We start from the raw sequence: 20,508 nt of genomic DNA on the forward strand, positions 1-20,508 counted from the left end.
ATGCCTGCCAGAGCCGTCAGAGCTGCAACCTTTTGCGCCACCACCGCACTTGCCGCGGCCACCCTCACGGGCCTCGGGCCGCAGGCCGTCGCCGCGCCCCCCGGCGAGAAGGACGTCACCGCCGTCCTGTTCGAGTGGCGCTTCGACTCCGTCGCCAAGGCCTGCACCGATTCCCTCGGGCCCGCCGGGTACGGGTACGTGCAGGTCTCGCCGCCGCAGGAGCACGTGCAGGGCAGCCAGTGGTGGACCTCGTACCAGCCCGTCAGCTACAAGATCGCCGGGCGGCTCGGGGACCGGGCCGCCTTCAAGGCCATGATCGACACCTGTCACGCCGCCGGGGTGAAGGTCGTCGCCGACTCCGTCATCAACCACATGGCCGGACCGGCGGACGCCGGAGCCACCCTCACCGGGACCGGCGGGTCTTCGTACACGAAGTACGGGTATCCGGGGCTCTATTCGGGCGCCGACATGGACGACTGCCGGGCCTCGATCTCGAACTACCAGGACCGGGGCAACGTCCAGAACTGCGAGCTCGTGCAGCTCGCCGACCTGGACACCGGTGAGGACTACGTGCGCGGGCGCATCGCCGGGTACCTGAACGACCTGCTGTCGCTGGGCGTGGACGGCCTGCGGATCGACGCCGCCAAGCACATGCCCGCCGCCGACCTCGCCAACATCAAGTCCCGGCTCACCAAGCCCGGCGCGTACTGGAAGCAGGAGGCGATATTCGGGGCCGGGGAGGCCGTCTCGCCGAGCGAGTACCTCGGGAACGGGGACGTGCAGGAGTTCCGGTACGCCCGGGACCTCAAGCGGGTCTTCCAGAGCGAGAACCTCGCCTACCTGAAGAACTTCGGCGAGGCCTGGGGGTACATGCCCAGCGGGCAGGCCGGGGTCTTCGTCGACAACCACGACACCGAGCGGGGCGGCGACACCCTCAGCTACAAGGACGGGTCCGCCTACACGCTGGCCAACGTCTTCGCACTGGCCTGGCCCTACGGCTCGCCCGACGTGCACTCCGGCTACGAGTGGAGCGACAAGGACGCCGGCCCGCCGGTCGGGGGCACGGTGAACGCCTGCTACTCCGACGGCTGGAAGTGCCAGCACGCCTGGCGGGAGATCTCCTCCATGGTCGGCTTCCGGAACGTGGCCCACGGTCAGGGCGTCACGAACTGGTGGGACAACGGCGGGGACCAGATCGCCTTCGGGCGCGGCACCAAGGCGTACGTGGCGATCAACCACGAGGGCTCCGCGCTCACCCGGACCTTCCAGACCTCGCTGCCGGGCGGCGACTACTGCGACGTGCAGAGCGGACGGACGGTCACCGTCGCCTCGGGCGGGCAGTTCACCGCCACGGTCGCCGCCGGGACGGCCCTCGCCCTGCACGCCGGGGCCCGCACCTGCGCCGGTACCCCGGCCGGCTCCGCCGGGGCCTCCTTCGGCGTGGGCGCCACCACCGTTCCCGGACAGAACGTCTACGTCACCGGTGACCGCGCCGAACTCGGCAACTGGAACACCGGCGGCGCCTTGAAGCTCGACCCGGCCGCGTACCCCGTCTGGAAGCTCGACGTGACGCTCCCGGCCGGGACCGCGTTCTCGTACAAGTACCTCCGCAAGGACGCCGCCGGGAACGTCACCTGGGAGAGCGGAGCCAACCGCACCGCCACCGTCCCCGCGAGCGGCAAGGTCACGCTGGCCGACACCTGGCGCAACTGAGCCGCCGCTCCACAGACCAGGGCCGTCCGGCACCATCCTCCCCGCCACCACGCCGGGCGGCCCTCATCCATGCGACACGTACACAAGGAGACCTGCCTTGATACGCCCTGCCGCAGGACTGCTCGCCGCCGCCCTGGCCGTGACGTTCCTGCCCGCCCTCCCCGCCGCGGCCGCGACCAGCGGGCCGCCAGCCCCGCCCACGGACGCGAAACTGGCCGCCGAACCGGCCCGGCACGACCTGACCCGGGAGCAGTTCTACTTCGTGCTCCCGGACCGGTTCGCGAACGGCGACCCGGGCAACGACCGGGGCGGCCTGACCGGCTCGCGCCTGGAGACCGGCCTTGACCCCACGGACAAGGGCTTCTACCAGGGCGGTGACCTCAAGGGGCTCACCGACCGGCTCGACTACATCAAGGGGCTCGGCACCACGGCCATCTGGCTGGCGCCGATCTTTAAGAACCAGCCGGTGCAGGGCAAGGGGGCCGACGTCTCCGCCGGCTACCACGGCTACTGGATCACCGACTTCACGCAGGTCGACCCGCACTTCGGGACCAACGCCGACCTGGAGCGGCTGATCGACAAGGCGCACGGGAAGGGGATGAAGGTCTTCTTCGACGTCATCACCAACCACACCGCCGACGTCGTGGACTACCGGGAGGCGTCGTACTCCTACCTGTCGAAGGGGGCGTTCCCCTACCTGACCAAGGACGGCGTGCCGTTCGACGACAAGGACTACGCGGACGGCGCCGGGAAGACGAAGTTCCCGAAGGTGGACGGGGAGTCCTTCCCGAGGACGCCCTTCGTGCCGGACGCGAAGAAGAACCTCAAGGTGCCGGGCTGGCTGAACGACCCGACGATGTACCACAACCGCGGGGACTCCACCTTCGCGGGCGAGTCCTCCGACCAGGGCGACTTCTTCGGTCTCGACGACCTGTGGACCGAGCGTCCCGAGGTCGTCAGCGGGATGGAGAAGATCTACGAGAAGTGGGTGCGGGACTTCCGAATAGACGGCTTCCGGATCGATACGGTCAAGCACGTCAACACCGAGTTCTGGACGCAGTGGGCGACCGCCCTCGACACCTACGCGGCCAAGCGCGGCCGTGACGACTTCTTCATGTTCGGCGAGGTCTACTCCGCCGACACGGCCGTCACCTCCCCGTACGTGACCCGCGGCAAGCTCGACGCCACCCTCGACTTCCCGCTCCAGGACGCGATCCGCGGGTACGCCTCCCAGGGCGCGGCGGCCGGCCGGCTGGCCTCCGTCCTCGGCGACGACTACCGGTACACCTCCGGCAAGGCCAACGCCTACGAACAGGTGACCTTCCTCGGCAACCACGACATGGGCCGGTTCGCCACCTTCCTGAAGCAGGACCGGCCGGGGGCCGGGGAGCAGGAGCTGCTGGACCGCTACCGGCTGGCCAACGAGCTGATGTTCTTCGCCCGGGGCAACCCGGTGATCTACTCCGGTGACGAGCAGGGCTTCACGGGCGCCGGCGGTGACAAGGACGCCCGGCAGCCGCTGTTCGCCACGCAGGTCGCCGACTACTTGGACGACGACCAGCTCGGAACGGTGCGCACGCACGCGAGCGATGCTTACGATCCGGGACACCCGCTCTACCAGCAGATCAGTGCTCTCTCGAAGCTGACGAAGGCACACCCGGCCCTGCGCGACGGCATCCAGAGCGAACGTTTCGCCGACGGTTCCGTCTACGCCTTCGCCCGAACCGACGCCAAGACCCGCACCGAGTACCTGGTCGCCGCCAACAACGGCGCCGCATCCCGCACCGTCGAGCTCGACGCCCCCGCCGGCGCCCAGTACCGCACCCTCTACGGCGGCACCGCGCTGATCCGTGCCTCGGCGGCCGGCAAGATCACCGTCCCCGTTCCCGCCCTCGGCTCCGTGGTCCTCCAGGCCGTGACCCCCGCCGCCAAGCCCGCCGTTAAGCCCACCCTCACCCTGAAGGCCCCGGCCGCCGGCGCCACCGGCACCGTCGAGCTCTCCGCAGACGTCAGCGGCGGCGGCCTGAACCGCGTCGTCTTCGCCGCCCAGACCGGCAACGAGAAGTGGCAGGTCCTCGGCACCGCCGACCACGCCCCCTACAAGGTCACCCAGCACCTCGACGCCAAGACCCCGGCCGGCACCGCCCTGCGCTACAAGGCCGTCGTCGTCGACTCCGCCAGCCGCACCGCGAGCGCCCTCGCCGCCTCCGCCACCGGTCAGGCCCCGCCCACCGAGATCCCCACCGCCACCCAGCGCGACTACGCCGTCGTCCACTACAACCGCCCCGACGGCGACTACAGCAACTGGCGCCTGTACGCCTGGGGCGACCTCGCCGAGGGGGAGGCCACGCCGTGGCCGGCCGGCCACGACTTCACCGGCCGCGACGCCTACGGCGCCTTCGCCCACGTCAAGCTCAAGCCCGGCGCCTCCTCCGTCGGCTACCTCGTCATCGACAAGGACGGCAACAAGGACGTCGCCGCCGACCGCACCATCGACCTGACGAAGACCGGCGAGATCTGGCTGGAGCAGGGCAAGGAACCCGCCCGCACCGACCGCCCCGCCTACCCGCCGCAGGACCAGGCCAAGGCCGTACTGCACTACCAGCGCCCCGACCGCGCCTACGACGGCTGGGGCCTGCACGTCTGGACCGGAGCCGCGAACCCCACCGACTGGTCCAAGCCGCTCCCGCCCACCCGCACCGACTCCTACGGCGCGGTCTACGAGGTCCCGCTCGCGCCCGGCGCCACCAGCCTCAGCTACATCCTCCACAAGGGCGACGAGAAGGACCTCCCCACCGACCGCTCCCTGGACCTGAAGGCCACCGGCCACGAGGTGTGGATGCTGGGCGGCCAGGAGCAGTACCTCCTCCCGCAGCCCGCCGGCTCCGCCGCCGCACTGGACCTCACCAAGTCCCAGGCCGTCTGGATCGACCGCGACACCCTCGCCTGGAACGCTCCCGCCGCGGCCGCCTCCGTACAGCTCCTCGCCTCCCGCGAAGGCGCCGTCAAGGCCGAGAACGGCACCCTGACCGGCCGCGCCCAGTGGCTGCGGCTGGGCAAGAGCGAGCTCACCGCCGCCCAGAAGCAGAAGTTCCCGCACCTCGCCGCCTACGGCGCCTACACCGTCGACCCGCGTGACCGCGACCGGGTCCGCGAGGCCCTGCGCGGCCAGCTCGTCGCGAGCGCCCGCGCCGCGAACGGCGCGGTCCTCGCCGCCACCGGCGTCCAACTCGCCGGCGTCCTCGACGACCTGTACGCGACGACCGCCTCCCTCGGCCCCGTCTTCAAGGACGGCCGTCCCACCCTCTCCGTCTGGGCCCCCACCGCCCAGCAGGTCTCCCTCGAACTCGACGGCCGCACGGTCGCCATGCGCCGCGACGACGCCACCGGCGTCTGGTCGGTGCGCGGCGAACGCTCCTGGACCGGCAAGCCCTACCGCTACGACGTGACCGTCTGGGCACCGAGCACCCGCCAGGTGGTCCGCAACCTCGTCACCGACCCCTACTCCACCGCCCTCACCGCGGACTCGATCCACAGCCTGGTCGTGGACCTGGCCGACCCGAAGCTCGCCCCGCCCGGCTGGAAGACCCTGCGCAAGCCCGCCCCCGTCCCCTTCACCTCCGCGCAGATCCAGGAACTGCACGTCCGCGACTTCTCCGTCGCGGACCGCACCACCACCCACCCCGGCCAGTACCTGGCCTTCACCGACACCGCCTCGGCGGGCATGCGGCACCTGCGCGACCTGGCCGCCGCCGGAACCTCGTACGTCCACCTCCTGCCGGCCTTCGACATCGGCACCATCCCGGAGAAGGCCGCCGACCGCACCGAGCCCGCCTGCGAGCTCACGGTGTACGCCCCCGACTCGCAGGAACAGCAGGCGTGCGTGGCCGCCGCCGCGGCGAAGGACGCGTACAACTGGGGCTACGACCCGCTGCACTACACCGTCCCCGAAGGCAGCTACGCCAGCGACCCGAACGGCACGGCCCGCACCGTCGAGTTCCGCAAGATGGTCCAGTCCCTGAACGGATCCGGACTGCGCACGGTGATGGACGTCGTCTACAACCACACCGTCGCCGCGGGCCAGTCGGACAAGTCGGTCCTCGACCGCATCGTCCCCGGCTACTACCAGCGCCTGCTGGCCGACGGCTCCGTCGCCACCTCCACCTGCTGCGCCAACACCGCCCCCGAGAACGCCATGATGGGGCGCCTGGTCGTCGACTCGATCGTCACCTGGGCCAAGGAGTACAAGGTCGACGGCTTCCGCTTCGACCTGATGGGCCACCACCCGAAGGCCAACATCCTGGCCGTCCGCTCCGCCCTCGACGCCCTGACGGTCGCCAAGGACGGGGTCGACGGCAAGAAGATCGTCCTCTACGGGGAGGGCTGGAACTTCGGCGAGATCGCCGACGACGCCCGCTTCGTCCAGGCCACGCAGAAGAACATGGCCGGAACCGGCATCGCCACCTTCTCCGACCGGGCCCGTGACGCCGTCCGCGGCGGCGGCCCCTTCGACGAGGACCCGCGGGTCCAGGGCTTCGCGTCCGGTCTGTTCACCGCCCCGAACGCCTCGCCCGCGAACGGCACCGCCGAACAGCAGAAGGCCCGCCTCCTGCACGCCCAGGACCTGATCAAGGTCGGGCTCTCCGGCAACCTCGCCCCGTACTCCTTCACCGACACCACCGGCCGCCGCATCAAGGGCTCCGAGCTGGACTACAACGGCGCCCCGGCCGGTTACGCGGCCGCTCCCGGCGACGCCCTCGCCTACGCCGACGCCCACGACAACGAATCCCTGGCCGACGCCCTGAGCTACAAGCTCCCCACCGGCACCGCTCCCCGCGACCAGGCCCGCATGCAGGTCCTGGCCATGGCCACGGCCACCCTCTCGCAGGGCCCGGCCCTCTCCCAGGCGGGCACGGACCTGCTCCGCTCCAAGTCCCTGGACCGCAACTCCTACGACAGCGGCGACTGGTTCAACGCCATCCACTGGGACTGCCGGGACGGCAACGGCTTCGGCCGCGGTCTGCCCCCGGCCGCCGACAACGCCTCGAAGTGGCCCTACGCGAAGCCGCTGCTCACGGGAGCGGCACCCACCTGCACCGACATCGGCGCCACCTCGGCCGCCTACCGCGACCTGCTGCGGATCCGCACCACCGAGCCCGACTTCGCCCTCACCACGACCGAGGCGGTCCAGTCCCGGTTGGCCTTCCCCCTCTCGGGCAAGGACGAGACCCCGGGCGTGATCACCATGACCCTCGGCGACCTGGTGGTCGTCTTCAACGCGGCCCCCACCGCCCAGGCACAGCGCGTCCCCGCCCTCGCAGGCACCGGCTACCGGCTGCACCCGGTCCAGGCCGCGGGCTCCGACGCCACCGTCAAGCAGTCCGCGTACGACGCGAAGACAGGAGAGTTCACCGTCCCCGCCCGCACCGTCTCGGTCTTCACACGGCGCTGAGCCGGTCCAGCCGCTTCTCCAGCAGGATCACCCCGTAGGTCCTGCCGTCCTTCCCCTCCTTGTTGGGGAGCTCCCCGACCACCCGGTAGCCCGCACCCCGGTAGTACGCGAGCAGCCGGGGGTTGGTGGAGACGCAGTCCAGCCGCGCCCGTTCCCGACCGGTCCGGGCGGTCCGCCGCTCGGCGTGTTCGAGCAGGCGCCGCCCGGCCCCCGCGGGGGCCACCTCGCGCGCCACCATCAGCCGGTGCACGTAGCCGGCCACGGGCGGCTGGACCCCCCAGGCCTCCTCGTCGGACCACCACAACTCGTAGGCCCCGCACACGCGCCCGTCGGCATCGGCGGCGAGCCACACCTCGCCCTCGCGCATCTTCGACCGGAAGTGCGCGGCGTCCTTGTCGCCGGGCTTCCACTGATCGATCCCGTGCTTGCGCATCCACCGGGCGGCCTGGTCGTACAGCTGCACCAGCGTGCCGGCGTCCTTCTCCTCGGCCGGCCGGAACAGGATCTCGTCATCAATGATCACGCCGGCATTATCGGTGATCATGGCCGGCCGCCACACCCCGGATTCGGTGTGGATTCAGCACGACTTCGCTACCCCGCACGGTACTTGGCCCGGCACTTGCTCCGGCGCCCGCCCGGCACTTGCTCCGGCGCCCGCCCGGCAGTTGGTCCGGCGCCCGCCCGATAGCTGCGCAGGCGTCCGCCCGGTCCTCAGCCCGGAACGGTCTCCGACGCCCCGCCCGGCACCAGCGCACCGAGCCGCGCGACCAGCTCCCCGAACGGCCCGTCGGCGGGCTCGCCGGCCAGGATCCCCACGAGGATCCCCGCCATCTCCGCGTCGTACGCGGCGCTCACGGCGGCCAGCGCGGCGAAGTCGTGCACCAGCTGCAGTTCCAGTTCGCCCCGCGGGATCCGGCGTCCGTCCAGCCAGATCAGTGCGGTGGACTCGGCGAGCGACACCCAGGACCGCACCACGAGCTCCAGGCGCGCGGGCGTGCGCTCCAGCCCGACGCCCAGGTGCGTGAGGATCTGCTCGTACGCCGCCTGTCGGACCTCGTCGATCATCGCGTTCGTCCGGCTGCTGCCGACGGCCGGACCACCGCGCATCAGAGCCGAGAAACCCGGGCCGTGGTCGTCGACGAAATCGAAGAACCGCCCCATCACCCGCAGCAGGCGCGCCCCGAGCGGCCCTTCCCGGGGCTCCACGAACCGCAGCGCCAGCTCGTCGGCCGCCCGCCGCAGCGCGGCCTCGTACAGGCTCAGCTTGCCCGGAAAGTAGTGGTAGACGAGCGGCCGGGATATCCCGGCGGCCGCCGCGATCTCGTCGATCGACACATCGTCGGGCGAGCGGTGGCTGAACAGCTCCAGGGCAACCCCGATCAGCTGCTGCCGCCGCTCCTCGACACCCATCCTGCGTCGCACCCCGGTTGTCATGCGGAACAGCCTACTGGGGAGCGTTCACAGGTCCAGGACCAGTCGGTCCCCCTTCGCGCGGGAGACGCACAGCAGCATCGAGTCCCCGCGCTCCTGGTCCGTGAGGAGCTCGTCCCGGTGATCCACCCCGCCCGCCAGGACCCGGTGTTGGCAGGTCCCGCAGAAACCCTGCTCGCAGGAGTACGGGGTGTCCGGCAGTTCCCGGCGCACCGCGGCCAGCGCGCTCTCGTCCGCCGCGACCTCGACGACCCGGCCCGAGCGGCGCAGTTCGACCGTGAAGGCCCGCCCCGGACCGGGCTCGCCCGCCGGGGCGAACCGCTCCAGGTGCACCGCCGCCGGATCCGCGGCCGCCTCCGTGACGGCCCGCATCAGCGGCTCCGGACCGCAGCAGTAGACCAGGGTGCCGGGCGCCGCCGCGGCCACCGGGGCCAGGTCGGGCAGGCCCGTCTCGTCCTCGGGGAGGACCGACACCCGGTCGCCGTAGGGTGCGAGGTCGTCCAGGAAGGGCATCGAGTCGAGGGTGCGGCCCCCGTAGAGGAGGGTCCAGTCGGCGCCCGCCGCCGTGGCCGCCCGCAGCATCGGCAGGATCGGGGTGATGCCGATGCCGCCCGCGACGAAGGCGTACGAGGCCGCCGGGACCAGCTCGAAGCGGTTGCGCGGCGGACGCAGCTCCAGCTCGGCGCCCTCGACCAGCTGGGCGTGCGCCTCGCGGGAGCCGCCCCGGCCGTCCTCGACCAGCCGGATCGCGATCGTGTAGCGGCCCCCGTCCGCCGGGTCGCCGCACAGCGAGTACTGGCGGACCATGCCCGAGGGCAGGGTGACGTCCACGTGCGCTCCCGGGGTCCAGGCCGGGAGGTCCGGCGACTCCAGGGTCAGCAGCAGCACGCCCTGCGCCGGCTCCGTACGGGAGACGATCAGCGCCCGCAGCGCGCGGCGCGGGGAGCGGCCCGAGACCGGCACCTCCAGGGCGGGCAGTGGCCACAACGGGGAGTCGCCGATGCGGCGCTTCAGGGCGCGCCGGGTCACCCAGACCGCGCCCAGGGCGGCCGTGACCGCGAGGGCGCGCCTCATGCCCGTACCCCGCCGTTCGCACCGGGGGAGGCGGCGAGGTACGCCACGGCCTGGGCCGTCGAGCCCTCCTGCGAGGGGTGGTAGCTGCGCGAGAGGTACTTCGGGACGGACTTCAGCATCGCTCCCGTCGACGGGAGCACCCCCTGCTGCCCCGCCACGAAGAACTTCCCGAAGGAAGCCTTGCCGTCCACCAGGTGCGGGTCGTTCTCCATGAAGAAGCGCACCCCGCGCTGCCACAGGAACACCAGGGCCGAGAAGGCGGTCGCCCAGGTCCGGGCCCTGCGCCGGTAGGTGCCGTCGACGTGCATGAAGAGGTCGAAGGCCACCGAGCGGTGCTCGACCTCCTCCGCCCCGTGCCAGCGCAGCAGGTCCAGCATGGTGGGGTCGGCGCCCCGCCGGTCGAGCGCGTCGGCGTTCAGCACCCAGTCGCCGAGGAACGCCGTGTAGTGCTCGATCGCCGCGATCATCGCGACCCGTTCCATCAGCCACCAGTGGCGGGCCCGGCCCGGCGGCAGGGTCCGGTCGCCGAGGAGCTTCTCGAACAACCAGTCCACCTGCGCGGTGTAGGGGGTCGGGTCCAGTCCGAGCCGCTTGAGGTGGGGGAGCACGTCGTCGTGGGCGGTGGCGTGCATGGCCTCCTGGCCGATGAAGCCGACGACGTCCGACCGCAGCCGCTCGTCCTCGATGTACGGGAGCACCTGCTTGTAGACGTGGACGAACCAGCGCTCCCCGGCGGGGAGCAACAGGTGCAGCACATTGATCATGTGCCCGGCGAACGGGTCGCCGGGCAGCCAGTGGAGCGGGGTGTCCTCCCAGCCGAAGGACACGTTCCGGGGCCTCAGTTCGACGTGTTCCGACGCCACGGGGGCGGGTGCGAGCGGCGTATTAGACATAGCGTCAATGTACTGATGGGTAGGAAGGAGGAGAAGCCCCCTGGGCTGACTTCTCCGGACGCACCACTGCCCGGGCGCGGCTGCGTCCGGGCAGTGGTGCGTGTCGACGTGCGTACGGGGTCGTACGGGTTGTTCGGGTCGTGCGGGCTATCGCCCGATGTGACCGGTCGTGAGGGCCCACTCGCGGTTCAGGGTGCCCAGCGGGATCTTGCGCTCGAAGAGGGGCGTGCCGAACAGCGACAGCTGGAGCTGGAGGTTCCCGCTCAGGTCGAAGCCGCCGTACAGCGCCCAGGCGCCGTCGAGGGAGGTCTTGCCGTCGCTGGACGCGGTCGCCTTGACGTCTCCCTCGCCGCGCAGGTACGGGGCGAAGTCCGCGGTGACGCCGACGGCGCCGTAGAGGCCGACGGAGGCCTCTGCGCCGAGCGCGCCCTTGACCTTTCCGGCGGCGGTGACGCTCGCCTTGACCGGCGTGCTCTTCACGTTCGAGGCGCTGACCGGGGTCCAGCCCTTGCCCGCGGCGTAGCTGCCGCCGACCTTGAAGTCACCCTTGACGTCCTGCTGGACGTCCAGGGTCACGCGACCGTCGGCCTCCACCTGGATGTAGCAGGTCAGGGCCAGGTTGACGACGACCGGCACGGGGCCGACCTGGATGACGGGCGAGCTGTGCAGCTTGGCGAACGGGATCCGCTTGGGCGCCCCGGTGCTCGCGGCGGCGCGGCCCTGGAGCTTCCACTGCGAGGACCAGTCACCGCTCATGCCGAGGAAGGCGCCGCGCGGACCGGGGGCGCCGCCGGTGTGGCCGTCGTACGCGAACTCGACCTGCGGGGCGAGCTGGACGAAACCGGACACCGAGGCACCGGCCGAGGCGGGGGCGTCCGGGGCGGTGTCGACGGAGGCGTTGACGTCGAGCCGCAGGTTGCCGAGCGGCAGCTTCGCGCCCTCGGGGCCGAAGGTCAGACCCGGGCCCTTGGCCCAGGAGAAGGTGACGCCCTTCGTCAGGGGTTCGACGGTGACCGCCGCCGGGTCGACGGGGACCTTGCCGTCGGCCTTGTCGTCGCCCAGGACGGCGGCCAGCGTGGTGGAGGCGGTCTTGACCTCGGTGCCCTTGTCGGTCTTGCCGACGACCTCGGTGACCTTGGCGAGCAGTCCGTCCGGGGCGCCGGGGGCGGGTGCGCTGGCGATGACATCGCCCACCGCGACGGGCTTGTCGGCGTCGGGGGACTTGCCGGCCTCAGGAGACTTGCCGGCCTCGGGGGACTTGCCCGTCCCAGACGACTTGCCGGGCGAGGGCGAACGGCTCGGCTCCTGCGCGGGCTTGGCGATGACGGCCCGACCGCTGGCCTTGTCGTAGGAGGCGACCTTCAGCGTGGACTGCTCGGTCTTGCCCTTCCCATCGGCCCGGGCCACGGCCGCCGGCGTGGGCGTTCCCTGGGGGGCCGCGGCCACGTCGAGCTGCTGCGACGTGCCGTCGGACGAGGGGGCGACGGCGGCGGGTTCGGCGGCGTCGTTGTGAGGGGTCGAGCCGCAGCCGGTGGCGGTGAGGGCGAGGGCGGTCAAGCCGGGTATGAGGAGGCGTCGGGCGAGCGTGCGCACGTGGGGTGACCTTCAGGTGGGGGAGGGGTGTTGGGGGTTACCGCTTGGTAACCGGAACCCGATCATGCCATGTATCCACCGCGACCGTCATGTCCGGATCCCGCCAACTACCCGACGGTTCCTGACGGTTGAAGCTTCACCCACTCGCGAGGCGTTACCGCAGCACCCCCGCCTTCGTGCCGTCCGTCAACGTGCCCGACAGGTCCACCTGTGCACCCGCCGGCGCCTTCACCGCCAGCCGGTTGCCGTGCGTCGACCCGCTCACCCCGCCGCCCGACACCGCCAGCGAGGCGAACTGCGCACTGCCCGCCGCCAGCACGTACCACTGACCGGCCCGCGACTTCCACAGCACGCCCGCCAGCACCCGCGGTTCTCGCGACCCGCAGGCCGCCGACCCCTCCGAGCGGGCCGCCTGCGCCGCCATCGGGGCGCCCGGGGCGAGGAACTGCGCCTGCACCCGATCGGCCGCCCCCTGCCAGGTCTCGGCCCGCGTGCAGAGCCAGGCCGCCGTCCCGTCGCCCTCCGGCAGCGGCTGCTTGGCGTACGTCCACGCGTTGACCGTACGGACCCCGTGCGAGCGGACCGCCGGCAGCAGGCAGGCGATCCGCGACCAGTCCCCGAGCTCCGCGGCCTCCGTCACGTCGCGCTCGGCGCCCGGCGCACCCGACGTCAGCCGGGCCGGGGTCAGTTCACCGAGGTCGGTGATCAGCCGCGTGGCGCCGTCGCCCGTCAGGGCCAGCGCGTTCCAGCTCGTACAGCTCCCCGCCGGCGCCGGGCCCGCCACCGGCGGGGTCACCCCGTCCGGGGTCGTCTTCAGCACCACCACCGGGGCGGCGGGCTTGAGCAGGTCCCGCAGGGCCGTGCCGGTGACCCAGGGCGCGGTGAGGTAGCGGACGTTGCCGTCGACCCTGCTGAGCACGAGCGCGGTCGCGGTCTCCGCCGAGGCGCCGTCGGTCCGGGCGAAGTCGAGGGCGGCGCCCGCGGTCCCGGTCCGCGGTTCGGCGTACCGGACCACGCGCAGGCCGTCGTACATCAGGACCACGACGGCCTGGTCCACGGCGCCCGCGAACAGCAGCTGCGCCGGCCCCATCGGCGGCCCGGCGGGCGTGCCCGCCGTGGCCGAGGTGACCACCGAGGGGCCGGGCCGGGCCCACACGGCCAGTGCCCGGCGCAGCAGCTCCGTGTCCCCGACCCGGTCGCCGCGGGCGGGCCAGGTGGAGAAGTCCGTACGGGACGACGTGTGCCAGAGGGCGGGCGCGGCCCGGACCAGCTTCGCGGGATCCAGGGCTTGCTCGGCCGCGGCGTTGCGCGCGTACGGCGGGGCGGCGGCCCCGTCCGAGCCCCAGCCCCCACCGGGCAGCGCGAGCAGCGCCCCGCACACGGCGAGGGCCGCCCCGGCGGCCAGCGCGGCCCGCCCCAGACGCCGCCGCCGCAGCAGGTCGGTGGGCCGGGCCTGGAGCACGCACGGGTCGAACTCGGGGGAGGCGAACAGGGCGTCGTTGGCAGGATCCCCGGACTCCCGGGCCGCGGCGGCGGGATCCGCGACGCCGGCCTCGTCGAGCACCCGGAGCACTTCGGGCTCGGACAGCCGTTCCAGGGCCCGCAGTACGCAAGCGGCCCGGCCCGGCCCGTCGAGGGTGGCCAGCCACTGGTCGAGGGCGAGCTCCTCGGCCCCGCCCGAGCGGGGGAACAGCCGCAGCCCCCACACCTGGGGGAGTACCGGAGGGAGCTGCGCGCGCCGCGGCAGCGCCCGGAACGTCAGCGGGATCCCCGCCTCCAGGGCGGCGCGCAGCACGCGCAGCCGGACGTACGCGTACCCGGAGTCCTCCGCCCCGTCCCGCTGCCCCGGAACCCCGCCCCGCACGGCGGCCGCGGCCGCCGCCCCGTCCCGCCGCCCGCGCGGCAGCGCCCGCTGGACCAGCGAGTGGGCGGTGAGCACCCGCCGGTTGCGACCGAGGGCGGGCGGCAGCACCAGATAGGCGAGCCGCACCAGCCGGGGGTAGTGCTCGACGATGGCGGCTTCGGCCTGCTCGACGTCCGGCGGCACGGGAGACACGGGAGGCAGGTGGCGGGTGGCGGTATCCGGCGCAGTCACGTTCAGCAGAACGAGCGAATCGTCGGATGGTCACCGGTCCCGGCCACCCACCCGGCCCGGCCCGGACCCCCGCCCGGGGTGCTGCGTCAGGCCGTGGCGTCAGGGCGCGTGGTGTTCAGGGAGCGGGGTCACCCCACCAGACGGGCGCGCAGCGCCTCGACCGTCTCGTCGGCGACACCGAGCCCCTCGCGCACGTACTTCTCCATAGAGCCGTACCGCGTCTCGACCTCGTCCAGCGCCGCCCGCAGGTAGGAGGGGAAGACGCCGATCAGTGCGAGCGCGATGTCCGGGTCGCCGCCGGCCGCCGTGAAGCCCTCGATCATCGGGGCGAAAGCCTGCTTGACCGCCGGATTGACGGACAGGTATTCGGCCATCAGGGTCTCGTCGTCCGCGCCCAGCAGCGCCAGGATGACCGTCGCGCCCCAGCCGGTCCGGTCCTTGCCGGCCGTGCAGTGGAACAGCAGCGGGCCCGAGTCGGCGTCGGCGGCCTCGGTGAGCAGCATCCGGTACGCGGCCTGCGCGGATCCGGAGTTCACGAAGGACCGGTAGGTGTCGGCGAACAGGGCCTGCGCCCGCCCGCCGCCCAGGTGCTCCTCGGCCACGGGCGGGTCGGACAGCAGGTCCTTGAGCTGCACCGCGGCGGGCAGCCTGGCGGAGTTCAGCTTGTCGGCGAGGACGTCACCGACCAGGACCCGGGCCCCGGCGGGTATCCGGTCGGGGTGGTCGGCGCGCTCGGCGTCGGTGCGGAAGTCGATGACGGTGCGCAGGCCCAGCCCGGCCACCACCGGGTCGGCGTCGAGGTCGAGCCGGTCGAGCTGGCCGGAGCGCAGGACCAGGCCGGGGCGGACCGTGCGGCCGCCGGGGAGCGGGGTGCCGCCGAGGTCGCGGAGGTTGGCGACGGTGGTGGACGGGGTGGCGGTCATCGTGGCAGCTCCTGCGAGGTGTGGTTCATGCAATTTTCTGATGATTCGGCCCGGAAAGGTAATCGAAGGCCAGCGAGACCCCGATGCCCACCCCGAGCGCGGCCAGGTGCCCGGCGTCCGTGAAGGTGCGCCCGCGCCGGACCACGGGCGCCGCCGCGAGCGCCAGCAGCCCCACCCGCGCGGCCGTACGGACGGCTCCGCGCGGCAGGGCCGAGGTCAACGAGCCGAGCACGGTGTTGAACCCGTAGCTCGTCCCCACGTCCACCGCGCGCCGCGTCCCGTGATCGGCGCTCCCGCGCAGGGCTCCGTAGACGAGGAGGGTCGCCGCGGCGTGCCCGAACAGGAACACCGAGGCCACCCACCACGCTCCGTACGCGTACTCGGCGTACCCGAGGACCGCGACGAGCAGCAGCGCGTAGGGCAGGGGCATGGGCTCCTCGACGAGGAAAGCGCTGCTCAGCAGCGTCTCCCAGCGTCCGGCGGCGAGATTGTCGACGTTCGTGGAGCAGCCCCGGAGCAGCCGCTCCCGCTCGGCCGGCCCGGTGCGCTCCAGGGCGTAGGCCCCGAACTGCACCCCTCCGGCGTACACCGCTCCCCACGGAATTGGATTCATCTACTCATGATCGGATAAGCCTCTGGCGGGAACCAAGGGACCCCGTGCGAACATGTCTCGGCCATGTTCGAATCATTCGCGCCGATGCGCGCCACGCGAGCCGCACTATTCGCGGCGATGTGCGTCGCCCTGGGCGCGATCGGGCATTCGTTCATGTCCGGAACGGACCTTCCGTTCTTCGGCCTTCTGGGTGCTTTCGGGGTGACCTGGGGCTTTGCGTGGCTCGCCGCCGGGCGGCGGCGGGGCCCCGTGGGCATCACCGCCGCGGTGCTCTCCGTGCAGGGCGTACTGCACCTGGTGTTCTCGGGGGCGGCCGCGAAGCAGTTCGCCGCTACCGCAACGATGCACGGCCACCACTCGATGTCGGCCGCGGATGCGGGCGCCACGGCCGCCGAAGCCCCCGGCATGGCCGGCATGGCCCACATGGCGGGTGCCGCGGGGATGGCGGACGCCACCGGAATGGCCGGCACGGCCGGTCACGGCGGCGCCGCGATGATCGCCGGCCACGTGCTCGCCGGACTGCTCTGCGCCGCCTGGCTCGCCCGCGGCGAGGCCGCCTTCTTCCGACTGGCCCGCGTCCTGGCCACCGCCGCGCTCCACGCGGCCCGGCCGCTCGCCCGCGCGCTTGCCCTGGTCCGGGCACGGGCGGCCGCCGTACCGGCCCCGCCCGTCTTCCCCGCCCGGTACGAACGGCCGCGCCGCCTCCGCGGAGCCGTGCACGCCCATGCCGTGGTGCGCCGCGGGCCGCCCGGACGCGCTCCGCTCCCGCGTTCCACGGCCCCCGGACGGCCTGCCCACGCCTGACCTGGCGAAGCGGTGAGACCTGGGGCCCGAGTCCCCATGTCTTCACCAACCCCTAGGATCCCCATGTCTCTTGACGAGGCTCAAGACGTCAGCACCCCGGACGCCGAACCGGCCGGGACCGCCAAGAAGCGCGGCGGCTGGGCCGCCGTACGGCCGCTGCTCCTGCGCATGCACTTCTACGCGGGGCTGCTCATCGCCCCCGTGATCTTCCTCGCCGCCGCCACCGGGCTGCTCTACGCCGTCTCCTGGCAGGCCGAGAAGATCGTCTACTCCGACGAGCTGACCGTCGCCCGCGTCGGCGAGAGCGCCCTGCCGCTCAGTGCCCAGGTCGAGGCGGCCAAGGGCGCCGCCCCCGAGGGCGAGGTCGTGTCCGTGTGGCCCGCCCCCGACACCGAGGCCACCACCCGGGTGATCATGGAGAGTCCGGGGCTCGGCGAGGGCGAGACCCTCACCGTCTTCGTCGACCCGTATACGGCCGAGGTGCGCGGGCAGCTCACCACCGCCGGCGACGCACTGCCGCTGCGGGCCTGGCTGAGCGAGTTCCACTCCAGCCTCCAGCTCGGCGAGTTCGGCCGGAACTACAGCGAACTCGCCGCGAGCTGGATGTGGGTGGTCGCGCTCGGCGGACTCGCCCTGTGGATCGGCCGCCGCCGCAAGCGCAGGTCGCAGCTGGTCCTCCCGGACCGGGGGGCCACCGGCCGCCGCCGCACCCTGTCCTGGCACGGAACCGTCGGCCTGTGGGCCGTCGCCGGCCTCGTCGTCCTCTCCGCAACCGGCCTGACCTGGTCGAAGTACGCCGGCGAGAACATCGGGCAGCTCCAGGACAGCCTCGGCGGGGCCACCCCCGCCGTCGCCGCGCAGCTCAACGCCGGGGCGGACGCCGGCTCCGACGAGCACGCCGGGCACACCATGCCCGACGGCACGCCGATGGCCCCGCCGCCCGCGCCCACCGTCGACGTCGGCATCGACAAGGCCGTGGACGCCGCCCGGGCGGCGGGCGTCACCGAGGCGCTCCGCGTGACCCTGCCCGCCAAGGGCAAGGGGTACGTCATCAAGGAGCAGGACAAGCTGGTGCCGGTGCACTTCGACTCGGTCGCCGTCGACCCCGCGGACGCCCGCGTCATGGACGAACTGCGCTTCGCGGACTACCCGCTGCTCGCCAAGATGACCCGCTTCGGCATCGACCTGCACATGGGTACGACCTTCGGTCTCGTCAACCAGATCGCGCTGGCCGCGCTCGCCGTCGCCGTGATGTTCCTCGTCTTCTGGGGCTACCGCATGTGGTGGCTGCGCCGGCCGACGAAGGAGCGCAAGCTGTCCGTCGGTCGTGCGCAGCCGCGCGGTGCTTGGCGCAAGCTCCCGGTGACCGTGCTGCTGCCGCTGGCCGCGGTGACCGCCCTCACCGGCTGGTTCGTCCCGCTGCTCGGGATCAGCCTGGTCGCCTTCCTCGCGGTCGACGTCCTGCTGGGCATCGTCGCGGGCCGCAAGGCCAAGGCCGCGTAGAGCCGCCCGGCCGCAAGGCCGTCACGAACGAGGTGGGCCCGTACTCCCCGGGGGGAGTACGGGCCCGTCGTCGTCAGGTCAACCGGCAGCTCAGGGAGCGTACTTGTAGCCGACCCGGCGCACCGTCTGGATCGAGGCGCGGTGGGAGGCGCCCAGCTTGCGGCGCAGACGGGCGATGTGGACGTCCACGGTCCGGCCGTCGCCGACGTGCCCGTAGCCCCAGACCGTGGTGACCAGCTGGTCCCGGCTGTGCACCCGGTGCGGGTGCTGCACCAGGTGGGCCAGCAGCTCGAACTCCAGGTACGTCAGGTCGAGCACGCGGCCGTCGACTTCGGCGGTGCGCTGCGCCGAGTCGATCCGGACCCGGCCGTCACCCGGTCCGGCGGGCGCGGGGGCGGGGGGAGCCGACGGGGCGGCGGCGGCCACGGCCTGCGGGGCGAAGCCGATCGGAGGCTGCTGGTCGGCCGGTACGAGCACCAGGTACCCGATCATCGGCGGCTGGCCCGGCAGCGTCGGCAAGGTGTGCTGGGGTGCGGGCAGCCAGGTGGCCCCCGGCGGCAGGAAGTCCACCACTCGGGCCACTTCGTCTCGGTCAACGGAACGGAGCCGGTGGCGCGGACTGGGCGGATAGGACAGGGGAGAGGTCGCAGCGGTGGCGACGGAGGAGAGGGAGCGGGTGTTCGCCATGAGTGGTCAGCTCTTTCACGCGGAGTGGTCGGCAGGAGACGTGCGTACGTCGTCGATGTCGATACCGCGCAGACCGAAGGCCTCGGGGAAGGTCAGGTGGGTGGTCCCGGAGGCTTTAGAGGGCCGGCGCGTTCTTCGCGCGGCGACACTCCCGGTCGTAATCGTGATCCTGACGGGACGGCCAGAAAGGCTCGAGGTCGCTGCGACCTGACGAGGTGTGCGAATGGCTGGCCATGGCCCCATTCAAGCAGATGTCATGTCTCCGGGGCAGGCCCCGTCTCACCCCATGGATGGGAATCTCACATACCGAGCTCACGCCCTAGTCAATCCCGGACAAAAGGCAACTCCCCATGTGAGCCGCTGCCGCTGCCGCTGCCGCTGCCGCAGCCGCTGCCGCAGCCGCTGCCACGGACTGACAGCGCCCGCCGGCCCCGTGGGGGGCGCGGCGGGCGCTGTCAGTGGTCATCGGCCGGGCGTGGGCCCGGTGATGCCGGTGGTGCCGGTGGCTCTCGTGGCGCTGGCCGTCAGACCAGGCCGTCCTTCTCCAGGCCCGCGCAGCAGGTGTCCGTGATGAGACGGGTCACCACGTACGGGTCCACGTTCGCGTTCGGACGGCGGTCCTCGATGTAGCCCTTGCCGTCCTTCTCCACCTGCCACGGGATGCGGACCGAGGCGCCGCGGTCCGAGACGCCGTAGCTGAACTCGTTCCAGGGGGCGGTCTCGTGCAGACCCGTCAGACGCTCGTCGATGCCGGCGCCGTAGTTCTTCACGTGGTCGAGCGGCTTGCTGCCCTCGCCCAGCGCCTCGCACGCGGAGATGATCGCGCGGTAGTCCTCGCGCATCGCCTTCGTGGAGAAGTTGGTGTGCGCACCCGCACCGTTCCAGTCGCCCTTGACCGGCTTCGGGTTCAGCGTCGCGGAGACGTTGAAGTCCTCGGCGGTGCGGTAGAGCAGCCAGCGCGCGATCCACAGCTGGTCCGAGACCTCCAGCGGACCGACGGGACCGACCTGGAACTCCCACTGGCCGGGCATGACCTCGGCGTTGATGCCGGAGATGCTCAGACCCGCCGCGAGGCAGTGGTCCAGGTGCTTCTCGACGATCTCGCGGCCGAAGATCTCGTCCGAGCCGACACCGCAGTAGTAGCCGCCCTGCGCGGCCGGGAAGCCGCCCACCGGGAAGCCGAGCGGACGGATGCCGTCGAAGAAGGTGTACTCCTGCTCGATGCCGAAGATCGGCTCCTGGCCCGCGAACTTCTCGGCGACCGGACGCAGCAGCGCGCGGGTGTTCGACTCGTGCGGGGTCATGTCGATGTTCAGGACCTCGCACAGGACGAGGACGTTGTCGCCGCCGCGGATCGGGTCCGGGCAGGAGAAGACCGGGTTGAGCACGCGGTCGGACGCGTGGCCCTCGGCCTGGTTCGTGCTCGATCCGTCGAAGCCCCAGATCGGCAGCTCGGCGCCGTCCGTGATGATCTTCGTCTTGGAGCGAAGCTTCGCCGTCGGCTCGGTGCCGTCGATCCAGATGTACTCAGCCTTGTAGCTCACGGGACCCATCCTCAGACTCTGCGGGTGCTGCTGGTCGCTGCTTCCTCGCTGCGGTGATGACCGCAGCGTGCCCGCCCGCGATTTCTCTTCCGTTGCCCGTGTGTGAACCCCGTGTTACCGAGGTTTGCACCGCAGGTCGGGCGGGTTGTGCGGGTTGGTGTCGGCCCGCCCGACCGGGTGGGG

The 20,508-nt window shown here is 72.4% G+C and carries 14 protein-coding genes; 4 read left to right on the plus strand and 10 right to left on the minus strand.

All coding sequences use genetic code 11. The annotated features are described in order from the left end of the window. Entirely contained in the window at positions 1 to 1,713 is a 1,713-nt protein-coding gene (locus tag OG207_RS30140; RefSeq protein ID WP_329102678.1) for a carbohydrate-binding module family 20 domain-containing protein, read from the plus strand. 97 nt (positions 1,714 to 1,810) lie between these two features. Next, a complete protein-coding gene (gene pulA, locus OG207_RS30145) occupies positions 1,811 to 7,165 on the plus strand; it encodes a pullulanase-type alpha-1,6-glucosidase (protein WP_402694931.1) in 5,355 nt (1,784 codons plus the stop codon). Here the strand turns inward: pulA and OG207_RS30150 are convergent. From OG207_RS30150 to OG207_RS30185, 8 genes are all read right to left on the minus strand, one after another. Beyond that, positions 7,152 to 7,688, minus strand: coding sequence for a GNAT family N-acetyltransferase (locus tag OG207_RS30150; protein WP_030009449.1), 537 nt, complete (start codon positions 7,686 to 7,688; stop codon positions 7,152 to 7,154). The genes pulA and OG207_RS30150 overlap by 14 nt on opposite strands. A gap of 188 nt (positions 7,689 to 7,876) precedes the next feature. Continuing rightward, positions 7,877 to 8,599, minus strand: coding sequence for a TetR/AcrR family transcriptional regulator (locus tag OG207_RS30155; RefSeq protein WP_329102681.1), 723 nt, complete (start codon positions 8,597 to 8,599; stop codon positions 7,877 to 7,879). Between the two features lie 24 nt (positions 8,600 to 8,623). Continuing rightward, positions 8,624 to 9,670 (minus strand): PDR/VanB family oxidoreductase, encoded by a 1,047-nt coding sequence (locus OG207_RS30160; RefSeq protein ID WP_329102683.1) that lies wholly within the window; start codon positions 9,668 to 9,670, stop codon positions 8,624 to 8,626. Continuing rightward, the gene (locus OG207_RS30165; protein ID WP_329102684.1) at positions 9,667 to 10,563 is read right to left on the minus strand and encodes a metal-dependent hydrolase; all 897 of its coding nucleotides are present in this window, start codon (positions 10,561 to 10,563) and stop codon (positions 9,667 to 9,669) included. Before OG207_RS30165 ends, OG207_RS30160 begins: the two co-directional genes overlap by 4 nt. A gap of 147 nt (positions 10,564 to 10,710) precedes the next feature. Beyond that, positions 10,711 to 12,156, minus strand: coding sequence for a hypothetical protein (locus OG207_RS30170; RefSeq protein WP_329102686.1), 1,446 nt, complete (start codon positions 12,154 to 12,156; stop codon positions 10,711 to 10,713). A gap of 154 nt (positions 12,157 to 12,310) precedes the next feature. Next, positions 12,311 to 14,251 (minus strand): hypothetical protein, encoded by a 1,941-nt coding sequence (locus OG207_RS30175; RefSeq protein WP_402694929.1) that lies wholly within the window; start codon positions 14,249 to 14,251, stop codon positions 12,311 to 12,313. 128 nt (positions 14,252 to 14,379) lie between these two features. After that, positions 14,380 to 15,174, minus strand: a complete 795-nt coding sequence (locus tag OG207_RS30180; protein WP_329102689.1) for a tyrosine-protein phosphatase — start codon at positions 15,172 to 15,174, stop codon at positions 14,380 to 14,382. Between the two features lie 25 nt (positions 15,175 to 15,199). Beyond that, a complete protein-coding gene (locus OG207_RS30185; RefSeq protein WP_329102691.1) occupies positions 15,200 to 15,787 on the minus strand; it encodes a rhomboid-like protein in 588 nt (195 codons plus the stop codon). 84 nt (positions 15,788 to 15,871) lie between these two features. On the opposite strand from OG207_RS30185, the gene OG207_RS30190 reads away from it, so the two are divergent. Together OG207_RS30190 and OG207_RS30195 are read left to right on the plus strand one after the other, a co-directional pair. After that, the gene (locus OG207_RS30190) at positions 15,872 to 16,591 is read left to right on the plus strand and encodes a hypothetical protein (RefSeq protein ID WP_329102693.1); all 720 of its coding nucleotides are present in this window, start codon (positions 15,872 to 15,874) and stop codon (positions 16,589 to 16,591) included. 63 nt (positions 16,592 to 16,654) lie between these two features. Next, a complete protein-coding gene (locus OG207_RS30195; RefSeq protein WP_329102694.1) occupies positions 16,655 to 18,094 on the plus strand; it encodes a PepSY-associated TM helix domain-containing protein in 1,440 nt (479 codons plus the stop codon). Between the two features lie 90 nt (positions 18,095 to 18,184). Here the strand turns inward: OG207_RS30195 and OG207_RS30200 are convergent, their stop codons facing one another. Together OG207_RS30200 and glnII are read right to left on the minus strand one after the other, a co-directional pair. Beyond that, positions 18,185 to 18,781, minus strand: coding sequence for a winged helix-turn-helix domain-containing protein (locus tag OG207_RS30200; protein WP_329102695.1), 597 nt, complete (start codon positions 18,779 to 18,781; stop codon positions 18,185 to 18,187). 524 nt (positions 18,782 to 19,305) lie between these two features. Next, on the minus strand, positions 19,306 to 20,325 hold the full coding sequence (gene glnII, locus OG207_RS30205) for a glutamine synthetase (RefSeq protein ID WP_329102697.1): 1,020 nt from the start codon (positions 20,323 to 20,325) through the stop codon (positions 19,306 to 19,308). Positions 20,326 to 20,508 lie beyond the last annotated feature (183 nt).

This window comes from Streptomyces sp. NBC_01439, assembly GCF_036227605.1.
Lineage (GTDB): Bacteria > Actinomycetota > Actinomycetes > Streptomycetales > Streptomycetaceae > Streptomyces.